Source organism: Streptomyces sp. NPDC058401, from assembly GCF_042722885.1.
GTDB lineage: Bacteria > Actinomycetota > Actinomycetes > Streptomycetales > Streptomycetaceae > Streptomyces.
Genome location: NZ_JBHXKA010000006.1, coordinates 37,056 through 48,397 on the forward strand (window position 1 = coordinate 37,056; position 11,342 = coordinate 48,397).

Annotated in this window: 7 protein-coding genes; 1 reads left to right on the forward strand and 6 read right to left on the reverse strand. The window is 69.9% G+C overall.

All coding sequences use genetic code 11. The features are described from left to right. Positions 1-6: 6 nt before the first annotated feature. The 3 genes from ACFWNV_RS03660 to ACFWNV_RS03670 form a co-directional block, all read right to left on the reverse strand. Positions 7-1,737, reverse strand: a complete 1,731-nt coding sequence (locus ACFWNV_RS03660) for a protein kinase family protein (protein ID WP_383939932.1) — start codon at positions 1,735-1,737, stop codon at positions 7-9. A gap of 117 nt (positions 1,738-1,854) precedes the next feature. Beyond that, positions 1,855-4,032: a murein biosynthesis integral membrane protein MurJ gene (murJ, locus tag ACFWNV_RS03665; protein WP_383939934.1), complete on the reverse strand. Its 2,178-nt coding sequence runs from the start codon at positions 4,030-4,032 to the stop codon at positions 1,855-1,857. Between the two features lie 46 nt (positions 4,033-4,078). Next, a complete protein-coding gene (locus ACFWNV_RS03670) occupies positions 4,079-6,349 on the reverse strand; it encodes a DUF6049 family protein (RefSeq protein WP_383939936.1) in 2,271 nt (756 codons plus the stop codon). Positions 6,350-6,536: 187 nt separating this feature from the next. Here ACFWNV_RS03670 and ACFWNV_RS03675 point away from each other — a divergent pair, with 187 nt between their 5' ends. Further along, positions 6,537-8,003, forward strand: a complete 1,467-nt coding sequence (locus ACFWNV_RS03675; RefSeq protein WP_383939939.1) for a CCA tRNA nucleotidyltransferase — start codon at positions 6,537-6,539, stop codon at positions 8,001-8,003. Between the two features lie 61 nt (positions 8,004-8,064). Here ACFWNV_RS03675 and ACFWNV_RS03680 read toward each other — a convergent pair whose 3' ends face one another. From ACFWNV_RS03680 to ACFWNV_RS03690, 3 genes are all read right to left on the reverse strand, one after another. Next, positions 8,065-9,345: an MFS transporter gene (locus ACFWNV_RS03680; protein WP_383939942.1), complete on the reverse strand. Its 1,281-nt coding sequence runs from the start codon at positions 9,343-9,345 to the stop codon at positions 8,065-8,067. Positions 9,346-9,449: 104 nt separating this feature from the next. Beyond that, positions 9,450-10,532 (reverse strand): inositol-3-phosphate synthase, encoded by a 1,083-nt coding sequence (locus tag ACFWNV_RS03685; protein WP_250738618.1) that lies wholly within the window; start codon positions 10,530-10,532, stop codon positions 9,450-9,452. Between the two features lie 49 nt (positions 10,533-10,581). Beyond that, positions 10,582-11,184: a PadR family transcriptional regulator gene (locus tag ACFWNV_RS03690; protein WP_327253820.1), complete on the reverse strand. Its 603-nt coding sequence runs from the start codon at positions 11,182-11,184 to the stop codon at positions 10,582-10,584. Positions 11,185-11,342: the final 158 nt, after the last annotated feature.

Consider the following 11,342-nt stretch of genomic DNA (forward strand, 5'->3'; position numbering starts at 1 on the left):
TGTCCGTCAGCCCGTGCCCGTGAACTTCACGTCCGTGATGGCCTGCTTGTACCCGGCTCCGGTGTAGGTGTCGGCGGGTGCCCACGGCATCGCGGTGATCCAGAGGAGGACGTACCGGGTCTTGACCGGCTTCTCCGCGGTCAGGTTGAAGCTGGTGTCCGTGGTCTTGGCCGTGGCGATCCTCGGCATGCCGGAGATCTTGCCGGACGGGTTCAGGGAATCGACCTTGTAGAGCGTGGTGGTGGTGTGGTCCCCCGCGAACCGGAGCGCTATGGAGGCGCTGCTGACCTCGTGTTCGGCGCCGAGGTCGTAGACGATGCCGACTCCGGCCTTGTATTCCGTCTTCAGGTCGGGGCCGTCGAGGTAGAACCGGGTGCGCCAGTACGTCGAGGAGTCCCCGTCGAAGGTGTACTTGACGCCTCCGGGGTCCTGTTGCTTGTCGTCCACGGAGAACTCGCGGGCACCGGCGATGGCCAGGGGAACGGGTACCGGCTTCTCCGTGGTCTCCTCGGTCTTCTCGTGGCTGGTCTGGCTTCCGCTGGTGCTGCCCTGGTTGCTCCGGTTGAGCAGGGTGTCGGCGAGCTGCCAGCTGCCCAGACCGAGGGCGGCGATCAGCAGGGCGGCCACGCCCCACTTGAGGACGCGCCCGGTACGGCTCTGCAGGGGCGGCGGCGGGGGGACGACGGTGACCTGGGTGGTGGGCATGCCGGGGCCCTGGGGCCTGCCGTAGCTGCCCTGCTGGTACGTGGTGTGCTGGTACTCCGGAGGTGCGGTGAACGTGGGCTCCGGCGGCCGGATGCGGGGCATCGCGGCCACGGCCTTGGAGAGCTCTTCCGGGGTGGTGCAGGCGGGTTCCTGCCGCGAGGCGGTGGCCCCGTCGTTGGCGAGGGCGCGCATGGCCAGCTCGCCCAGACCCCGGTGCACGCCCGCGCGGACCTGGTCGGGGGCGATCAGGCCGACGCCCTTGGGCAGGCCGGTGAGGCCGTAGGCGTCGTTCTCGTACGGCCAGCGCTGGGTCAGGGAGGCGTACAGGAGGGCGCCGATGGCCTCGGTGTCCGAGCGCTGCGGGGTTTCGCTGGTGATGCCGCGCAGGGCGGCGTTCACGGCGAGGCCGCGGATGCGGTACTGGCCGGTGGAGGTGCGCAGTATCGCGCTGGGGGTCAGTCGCAGGTGCGCCAGGCCCTCGCGGTGTGCGGCGGCCATGGCCTGGGAGACCTGGCTGACGAGCTGGTAGGCCTCGTGCGGCTCCATGGGGCCCGCCGCGAGGACCGCGGTGAGCTCCGTGGCGTCGGGGAGCCACTCGTGGACGACGTAGACGAGGTCGTTCTCCTCCACGGCGTCGAGGACCTGGACGAACCGGGGGTCGCCGAGCAGGGCGGAGGAGCGGGCGGCGGCCAGGACGGCGCGGGCCCGCGCGTGGTCGGCGGGCAGCAGGTGGACGCCCACGGCCCGGCGCAGCTTCTCGTCCATCGCGCGCCAGCTGCTGAATCCGTCCAGACGGGTGACGCATTCTTCGAGCCGGTAGCGTCTGGCCAGCTTGTGGCCGCTGTGCAGTTCGGGCGCGGCAGCGGGTGCCGGGTTCCTGCGTTCGCCGTCCTTCTCGGGCATGGTTCCGTCCGCGGCTTGTCCGTTCTGGGTGTCCACCCCGTCGGCCGTGGCCTGGGCCGTCTCCGCGGCCAGCGGCTCGTCGCCGCTGTTGTCGGCCACGTCGACGGCAGCCGTGCTACGTTCCGCCACCGTCGTCCCCGCCTCCCCATCCGTTGCGCGCTGTCGGCCAGTCTGCGAAGCCATGCCAATTGTGCCCACAGTCCACCGATCTGCACGACACGCCAGAGGGCAGGAAGGTTGTACGCATCAGCGTCCCAGGCGTCCGCGGACCATCCCGACCATGGCGTTGAGTTCTTCGACCCGCATCCGCTTGGCGGCGATGAGGAACACCGCCGCCAGGGCGATGCCGCCGGCCACCAGGGCGGTGAGGGAACCGAGGGCCCCGCTGCCGATGAAGTGCAGGACGGCGAAGGCGACGGCGCCGGCCACGGCGGCGGCGGGGACGCAGGCGCCGATGAGCCGGGTGTAGGTGCGCATCACGTGCGCCCCGTCGAGGTCGCCGCCGAGGCGGGTGCGCAGTCGGCGCCAGGCGACACCGACGCCCACCGCGTAGCCGAGGCCGTAGGCGGCGGCCATGCCGACGACGGCCCAGCGGGCGGGGAGCACCAGGAAGGCGACGACGGACATGCCCGCGTTGACGGCGGCCACGATGACCGTGTTGTAGAAGGGCGTCCGGGTGTCCTCGTAGGCGTAGAAGCCGCGCAGGACGACGTACTGGACGGAGTAGGGGATCAGTCCGAGGCCGAAGGCCATCAGGATGAAGCCGATGTTCTGGGCGCTCTGGGTGCCGGAACCGGCGTACAGCAGGCCGGCCATGGGGACGCCGAGGGCGAGGAACGCGAAGGCGCAGGGCACGATCGCGACGGCCGAGGTGCGCAGTCCGTAGGAGATGTCGTCGCGGACGGCGGCGGCGTCGCCGTCGTGGGCGGACCGGGAGATGCGCGGCAGGACGGCGGTCATGACGGAGACGGTGATGATGGCCTGCGGCATCTGCCAGAGCAGCAGGGCGTAGTTGTAGCCGGTGATGCCGGTACCGCCGTGGCCCTGCTTGTCGGCCACCTCGCCCGCCCAGGTGGCGAGCTGGGTGACGACGATGAGGCCGAGCTGGTTGGCGAGGACGAAGAAGAACGTCCACTTGGCCAGGCCGGCGGCCTTTCCGAGGCCGTGGCCCTTCCAGTCGAACCGCAGGCGCGGCTTGAAGCCGGCGTCGCGCAGGTACGGGAGCATCGCCAGGGACTGGACGACGAGGCCGAGCAGGGTGCCCAGGCCCAGGAGCCGGACGCCTTCGGGGGTGATGCCGGCCTCGGTGACGCCCGTGGTGGTGAAGCCGCCGAAGGCCCAGATGAAGGCGCCGAAGGTGGCGATGACGACGATGTTGTTGAGGACCGGGGTCCACATCATCGCGCCGAACCGGCCGCGGGCGTTGAGGATCTGACCGAGGACCACGTGCACGCCCATGAAGAACATGGTGGGCAGGCAGTAGTGGGCGAAGGCGACGGCGACGTCCAGGCGCTGCGGGTTGTCGGCGATTCCCTGCGACATCATGCCGATGAACAGCGGGGCGGCGAGCACGCAGACCACGGTGACGGCGCCGAGCAGGACCATGACGAGGGTCAGCAGCCGGTTGGCGTACGCCTCTCCCCCGTCCTCGTCGTTCTTCATCGCGCGCACCAGCTGCGGGATGAAGACGGCGTTGAGGGCGCCGCCGCCGACCAGGACGTAGATCATCGTCGGCAGGGTGTTGGCGACCTGGTAGCTGTCGTTGAGGGTGGCGACGCCGATCGCCCCGGCGATCACCAGGGTCCGCATGAAGCCGGTGATGCGGGAGACGATCGTGCCGGCGGCCATCAGGGCGCTGGACTTGAGCAGGCTGGAGGCGCGTCCGGCGGGCTTGCTCGGCGCCGGGGCGGCCACGGGCGCGTCCTCGGCGGGCGTGCGGGGCGCCGCGTCCTGGTCCCGGTAGAGGTGCGCGAAGGCGTCGGGGCGGGGGTCCTGGTCGGCGGCCTTGGTCACGAGGGAGTCCACGCCGACGAACTGGGTGGTCGTGGCGTGGTCGCCGTAGGGAAGGTGCCGGGAGGGGCCGTCCGGCTCGGGCGGCGGGGTCTGCGCCCACACCCGCGGGTCCGGGGCGTAGGAGGGGGTCGGCGGGGCCGCGTAGAGCGGACCGGGCTCCTGGAAGGTGCCGGGCGGGGGCGGCGGGTGCGAGGCCCGGTCGTAGAGGACCTCCGCCACCGGGTCCTGGGCTGAGAGGTCCTGTGCCCGGTACGGATCGTAGGCGTAGGCGTCCTGGACATAGGGGTCGTGGTCCGGCGCTTGCGCGGGCGCGGGAACCTGACCCGGCACCGGGGCACCGGGGGCAGTGCCCTGGGAGGGCGCGGGCCCGCCAGTGCCCTGCGCGCGGTCACCTTCGTACGGCGCGTTCATCGAAACCCCACCTCATCGTCCCCAGGCCGACCGGCCACGGCATCGCTCAACGGTCCACTGTCTCACCCGTGCCGGACGGGTCCGCGCTTTGCGGTCCGGTGTCCGGGGACTCGTCACTCTGCTGCGTGCTCTCCTCACCGGCGGCGCGTGCCGCGACGCGCTTGCGGCTGGCGTACATCTTGATGCCGGCCAGCACGAGGAGGAGGACACCGCCCGCGATGACGAGCATGACGGTCGGGGTCACCTCGGTGGCTTCGACGGTGAACTTGCGGGCCTTCCCGTAGGGCACGCCGTCGGTGGTGAAGAGCTGCGCCGTCACCGAGACCGGGCCGCTCGCGGTGGCGTTGGCGGGGAACTTCACGGTCTGGCTGTGCCCGCCCTGGATCGCGACTTCCTGCTGGGCCTCGCCGCTGTCGCCGAACATCAGCCGGGTCGGGTTGGCGGACTGGAGCCGCAGGACCAGGTTGTGGGTGTCCTGGACGAGGCTGTTCTGGACGGTGACCGGGATGGTCGCGCTGTGCCCGGAGAGCGTCGCGTCGGACTTGGGGATGATCTTGACCTTCTCGGTGAGCCGGATCAGGTACTGCTGCACCTGGTCCCGGTAGGCCCGGGCCTCGTCGGGCCGGCCGCGCCAAGAGGAGGACATCTCCCGGTTGGTGGTGTTGCCGAAGGGGATCTCCACGCGGTCGGGCGCGGTCAGGATCACCTTGAAGTGGTCGAGGGTGTTCTCGGTGGTGCGGATCTTCTCGAAGGCGGAGACCGGCAGTTCCTGCTTGCTCAGCGCCGCGGGGTACTGGCCGGCTCCCGGGACCTGGGTGGCGGCGCGCGGGTCGGGCGTCGCGGCGGCGGCCGCCTCCAGGTCCACGCCCTGGCTCCAGCGGCCCGACTGCAGACCGCGGATGGCGGCGGCCATCGTCTGGGCCTGGCTGGCGCTGGGCGTCCGCTGCGGAGCGACGACGAAGCTGCGCTGGTTGCCGGTCTTCTGCAGGTTCAGGGCGAGGGTCTGGGCGAGGAACTGCTGCACGGCGAGCGTGGAGTTCCCGGCGTGGAGCATGTCGCCCTGGAAGGCGGTGGAGAGATCGGCGTCGGCGACGACGGCCGTGGTGCCCGCGCCGATGGGCCGCGCGGCCGACGGGGTGTAGCCGAGGGCGCCGGTCTCCTGGAGGCTGTCGCTGCGGGTGAGGACGTTGTGGGCACCGGCCGAGGTGGCGACGTTGACGATGGACGGGTCGATCGCGCCGTCCACGGGCCAGGAGAAGTCGGTGCTCGCGGGGACGTGCAGGACGGTCTCGACGGCCTGCTTCGCCTTGTCCGTGGCCGGCCTCAGCTGTCCCAGGGTGCCGGAGACGTCCTTGCCGCGGTGGGCGAGCGAGGCGATGTCCGGATCGGCGAAGGGAAGTGCGACGACCTTCTTGCCCTGGACGGCGGCTTCCAGCGAGTTCAGCCACTGCTCGGCGATGGCCTTGTTCTTGCCCGGGACGGTGCGGCCCTCGGGGGTGCGGACCCGGTAGCCCTTGGTCATGGCGTCGACGGTGTAGAGCAGGTCCGGGTCGATGACCCAGGTGATGGGAAGGTCCTTGCCGAGGGTGACCATCTGTTCCAGGCGGCCGCCGGTCCGCAGCTCGTCGGCGAGGCTGTCGTCGAGGAAGACGGGGGTCTGCAGCTCGTCGGAGCCGGTTTCCGAGGTCAGGTGCGTGGTGGAGATCAACGGCCACACGTACGCGAGCTGGGAGCGCTTGGCGGCCGGCTCGGGCTGCCAGGGCAGGAAGGTCCGCTTGATGCCGAGGACCTGCTCGTACTGGCGGCTCTCGGTCTCCCCGGAGACGGAGACGCCGAGCTGGTAGACGCCGTCCTCGTCCAGGTCCAGCTTGTTCACCGGGACCTTGAGGGTGAAGGGCTGGCTGACCTTCGAGGGCAGCGAATCGATCTTCACGGCGAACTCGGGGCCGACCTCCGCCGGGTCGGTGCCCGCCCGGAACCCGCCGCGCTCGGCGGCCTCGTCGATGGAGCTGCGGTCACCCAGCGCCGGTCCGACCCGCAGACCCACGTGTGCGTCGGTGATCTTCTCGGAGCCCTTGTTGATCACGGTGCCCGAGATGGTGAGGGTGTCGCCCTTGACCGGCGCGCTCGGCATCAGGCCGTCGAGCTGGATGTCGACCGCGGTGGCCGCCGTGTCGGCGGCCTGGGCTTCGGGAGCGTGCGAGTAGACCAGGCCGGCGAGTACCGGCGTCCCGGCGAGCAGGACGACTGCGCGGCGCAGCCAGCGTCGCCGGGCAGGAGCGAGGGGCGCCCCCTGGATGTCTGCCGCCTCGGCCAACGCGCTCGCCCGTCCCTCGGAGTGTCAGTGGTCGTCGTTTGTGCGTCCACGCATGGTAACGAGGCCCGCTGTGCGCGAGTGCCGCGCCTTGCTCCACATGATCGGGCCCGCCCCGGAGCGGCCGTGGGCCGGGGTGGCCGCAAAACACGGGAGCTCGCGGCGGGCCGGGCACGTACCCTTTTCTGTTGTGCCGAACGCCAACGAAGACAACCCCAGTGTCCTGAATCACGGGCAGGCCCGCGCAGTGAGCGAACTGCTGCGGATCGCCCCTGTCGCCGACGAGCTCGGCCGCCGTTTCCAGGAGGCGGGTTTCCGCCTCGCCCTGGTCGGCGGGTCCGTCCGCGACGCGCTGCTCGGGCGCCTCGGCAACGATCTCGACTTCACCACCGATGCCCGGCCCGAGGACGTTCTCAAGATCGTCAGGCCCTGGGCCGACTCGGTCTGGGACGTCGGCATCGCCTTCGGCACGGTCGGTGCGCAGAAGGAGGCCCGCGTCGGAGACGCTGACAGAAGCTTCCAGATCGAGGTGACCACGTACCGTTCGGAGTCCTACGACCGGACCTCGCGCAAGCCGGAGGTCTCCTACGGCGATTCCATCGAGGAAGACCTCGTCCGTCGCGACTTCACGGTGAACGCGATGGCCGTCGCGCTGCCCGAGAAGGTGTTCGTGGACCCGCACGGCGGTCTGGAGGACCTCCGGGCGGGCGTGCTGCGCACCCCGGGCACTGCCGAGGACTCCTTCTCCGACGACCCGCTGCGGATGCTGCGGGCGGCGCGGTTCGCCGCTCAGCTCGACTTCGAGGTCGCCCCGGACGTGGTGGCGGCGATGACGGAGATGTCCGGTCGCATCGAGATCGTCTCGGCCGAGCGGATCCAGGGCGAGCTGAACAAGCTGCTGCTGTCCGCGCACCCGCGCAAGGGCCTGGGCCTCCTCGTGGACACGGGGCTGGCCGAGTACGTGCTGCCCGAGCTGCCGGCGCTGCGGCTGGAGAGCGACGAGCACCACCGGCACAAGGACGTCTACGACCACTCCCTGATCGTGCTGGAACAGGCGATCGCGCTGGAGGAGAACGGCCCGGACCTGGTGCTGCGGCTCGCGGCCCTGCTGCACGACATCGGCAAGCCCCGGACCCGCAAGTTCGAGAGCGACGGACGGGTCTCCTTCCACCACCACGAGATGGTGGGCGCGAAGATGACCAAGAAGCGCATGACCGCGCTCAAGTACTCCAACGACATGGTCAAGGACGTGTCCCGGCTGGTGGAGCTGCACCTGCGCTTCCACGGCTACGGGGACGGGGAGTGGACCGACTCGGCCGTGCGGCGCTACGTCCGCGACGCAGGGCCCCTGCTGGACCGCCTGCACAAGCTGACCCGTTCCGACTGCACGACGCGCAACAAGCGCAAGGCGAACGCGCTCTCCCGCACCTACGACGGGCTGGAGGAGCGCATCGCCCAGCTGCAGGAGAGGGAGGAGCTGGACGCGATCCGGCCCGACCTCGACGGCAACGAGATCATGCGGGTCCTCGATGTGGGCCCCGGCCCGGCGATCGGCAAGGCGTACGCGTTCCTGCTGGAGCTGCGGCTGGAGAACGGCCCCATGGAGCACGACGCCGCGGTGGCCGCCCTCAAGGAGTGGTGGGCCGCTCAGGCCTGAGGGTCCGGGCGGCTCGATGTTTCACGTGAAACATCGGGGCGGAGCGGCGGTGGTGGGGCGGTCAGGGCGATGTTTCACGTGAAACATCGCCCTGACGCACGAGGAGCGCCGCGGTCGCGGCGTAGAGCATCGCCACCCCGAGGATCAGGGGGACGGAGTGGCCGTCGAGGGGCAGCACGAGGGCGGCCACCCCGGCGGCACCGACGAAGGCGGCGTTGAAGAGCACGTCGTAGACGGAGAAGACGCGGCCGCGGAAGGTGTCGTCCACCTGGGACTGGACGATGGTGTCGGTGGAGATCTTGGCCCCCTGGGTGGCCAGACCCAGCACGAAGGCGGCCGCCAGCATCGGTCCCGGTGCGAAGAACAGGCCGAGCACCGGCACCAGCACGGCGGCGCCCGCCGCGCACAGGGTGATGGAGCCGAGGGCGCCCAGCCGGCCCACCAGCCAGGGCGTGACGACGGCGGCGGCGAAGAACCCTGCTCCCGAGACGCCGACCGTGATGCCCAGCAGGGCCAGTCCGTCGGCCTCGTTGTCCGACCAGGAGTAGCGGCAGAGCATGAGCAGCGTGACGAACAGGGCCCCGTAGCAGAACCGCATGACGGTCATGGCGGTGAGCGCCCGGGCCGCCTCGCGCCGGGAGGCCAGGTGGCGCAGGCCCTCGGCCAGGCCCCGCAGGGTGAGGGCGACCCCCTCGCGGACCGTCGGGTTGACCCGCCCGGGAGGGTGGTCAGGCCCGAGGAGCTCCAGGGCCAGCCGCAGGGAGACCAGGGCCGCGCACAGGTAGAGACCGGCTCCGAGGAGCACGACCAGGGCGTCGGAGTCGTCGGCCAGCACGCGGACGAGGAAGGCCAGGCCCCCGCCGGCGACGGCGGCGAGCGTTCCCGCGGTGGGTGAGAGTGCGTTCGCGGTGACCAGCTGGCCGGGCGCGACGACCCGCGGCAGGGCGGCGGCGAGCCCGGCCAGGACGAAGCGGTTGACCGCGGTCACGGACAGGGCCGAGGCGTAGAAGAGCCAGTCGGGAACGTGCGCGACGATCAGCATTCCGGTGACGCAGGCGAGGAAGGCCCGCAGCAGGTTGCCGTAGAGGAAGACCTGGCGGCGGCGCCAGCGGTCCAGCAGGACTCCCGCGAAGGGGCCGATCACCGAATAGGGCAGCAGGAGCACCGCCATGGCCGAGGCGATGGCCGCGGGCGAGGCCTGTTTCTCCGGGGAGAAGACGACATAGGCGGCCAGTGCGACCTGGTAGACCCCGTCGGCGGCCTGGGAGAGCAGCCGTACGGCGAGCAGGTTGCGGAAGTCCCGCAGACGCAGGAGTACGCGCAGATCACGTACGACAGCCATGAGGGAAAGGGTCACATACGCGGAGGGTCCCCGGGCACATTGCCCGGGGACCCTCCGCGGAAGAACTGCCGAAGTCCAGGTGTCCTTGCGGACGCCGGGTTCGACTAGCGCTCGACCTCACCCTTGATGAACTTCTCGACGTTCGCGTAGGCCTCGTCGTCGAAGTACTGCACCGGCGGGGACTTCATGAAGTAGCTCGAGGCCGACAGGATCGGGCCACCGATGCCGCGGTCCTTGGCGATCTTCGCAGCGCGCAGCGCGTCGATGATGACACCGGCGGAGTTCGGGGAGTCCCACACCTCGAGCTTGTACTCGAGGTTCAGCGGGACGTCGCCGAAGGCGCGGCCTTCGAGGCGGACGTAGGCCCACTTGCGGTCGTCGAGCCACGCCACGTAGTCGGACGGGCCGATGTGGACGTTCTTCTCGCCGAGCTCGCGGTCGGGGATCTGCGAGGTGACGGCCTGAGTCTTGGAGATCTTCTTCGACTCGAGGCGGTCGCGCTCCAGCATGTTCTTGAAGTCCATGTTGCCGCCGACGTTGAGCTGCATGGTGCGCTCAAGACGGACACCGCGGTCTTCGAACAGCTTCGCCATCACGCGGTGCGTGATGGTGGCGCCGACCTGCGACTTGATGTCGTCGCCGACGATCGGGACACCGGCCTCGGTGAACTTGTCCGCCCACTCCTTGGTGCCGGCGATGAAGACCGGGAGGGCGTTGACGAAGGCGACCTTGGCGTCGATGGCGCACTGGGCGTAGAACTTCGCCGCAGCCTCGGAACCGACCGGCAGGTAGCAGATCAGGACGTCGACCTGACGGTCCAGAAGGGTCTGGACGATGTCGACCGGGGTCTCGGCCGACTCCTCGATCGTCTCGCGGTAGTACTTGCCCAGACCGTCCAGGGTGTGGCCGCGCTGAACGGTCACGCCCGCACTCGGGACGTCACAGATCTTGATGGTGTTGTTCTCGCTGGCGCCGATGGCGTCCGAAAGGTCGAGGCCGACCTTCTTCGCGTCGACGTCGAACGCGGCGACGAACTCGATGTCGCTCACGTGGTAGTCGCCGAACTGGACGTGCATCAGACCGGGGACCTTGGCCGCCGGGTCGGCGTCCTTGTAGTACTCGACGCCCTGCACCAGCGAGGCGGCGCAGTTGCCTACGCCGACGATGGCTACGCGAACCGAACCCATTCCGGTTGCTCCCTGTTTGTTCTCGGACGAGGCCTGCGAGATGCAGACCTCACTTTGCAGTTTCGTCGGACGGACCGGGTCGTCTCTGATCCCGTCCCGCCCGCTCACTCTCGATGAGCTCGTTCAGCCAGCGCACTTCGCGCTCCACGGATTCCATGCCGTGGCGTTGCAGCTCGAGCGTGTAGTCGTCGAGCCGCTCGCGTGTGCGAGCCAGCGAGGCGCTCATCTTCTCCAGGCGCTCCTCAAGGCGGCTGCGACGGCCTTCCAGTACCCGCATCCGCACTTCTCTTTCGGTCTGGCCGAAAAAAGCGAAGCGGGCGGCGAAGGATTCGTCCTCCCAGGCATCGGGGCCCGTGTGGGAGAGGAGCTCCTCGAAGTGCTCCTTGCCTGCTGCCGTCAACCGGTAGACGATCTTGGCGCGGCGCCCTGCGAGTGAAGCGGCGAGAGCGTCTTCCGGGGCATTGCCCGGTTCTTCGATCAACCAGCCGTTGGTGACGAGCGTCTTGAGGCAGGGGTAGAGCGTCCCGTAGCTGAACGCTCTGAACACCCCCAGCGAGGTGTTGAGCCGCTTGCGCAGCTCGTAACCGTGCATGGGGGATTCGCGAAGGAGGCCGAGAACAGCGAACTCGAGGATGCCTGAGCGCCTGCTCATCCGCCTGCCCTTTCCCCCGCCTCGGAGTCTTTATGTCGAGCTGATGTATCGGCTCGATACATCCAGACGATAGAACGGGTGGCCCTCAGCTACAAGTGGTGACACGGTGACCGGCGTCACATCACCGATTTGCCTGAGGCAAGTTGCCTGATTTGGGG

Excerpts from the sequence above, each read along its gene's own strand:
- murJ (WP_383939934.1), bottom strand. The coding sequence starts at position 4,032 with ATGAACGCGCCGTACGAAGGTGACCGCGCGCAGGGCACTGGCGGGCCC.
- ACFWNV_RS03685 (WP_250738618.1), bottom strand. The coding sequence starts at position 10,532 with ATGGGTTCGGTTCGCGTAGCCATCGTCGGCGTAGGCAACTGCGCCGCC.
- ACFWNV_RS03680 (WP_383939942.1), bottom strand. The coding sequence starts at position 9,345 with ATGGCTGTCGTACGTGATCTGCGCGTACTCCTGCGTCTGCGGGACTTC.
- ACFWNV_RS03690 (WP_327253820.1), bottom strand. The coding sequence starts at position 11,184 with ATGAGCAGGCGCTCAGGCATCCTCGAGTTCGCTGTTCTCGGCCTCCTT.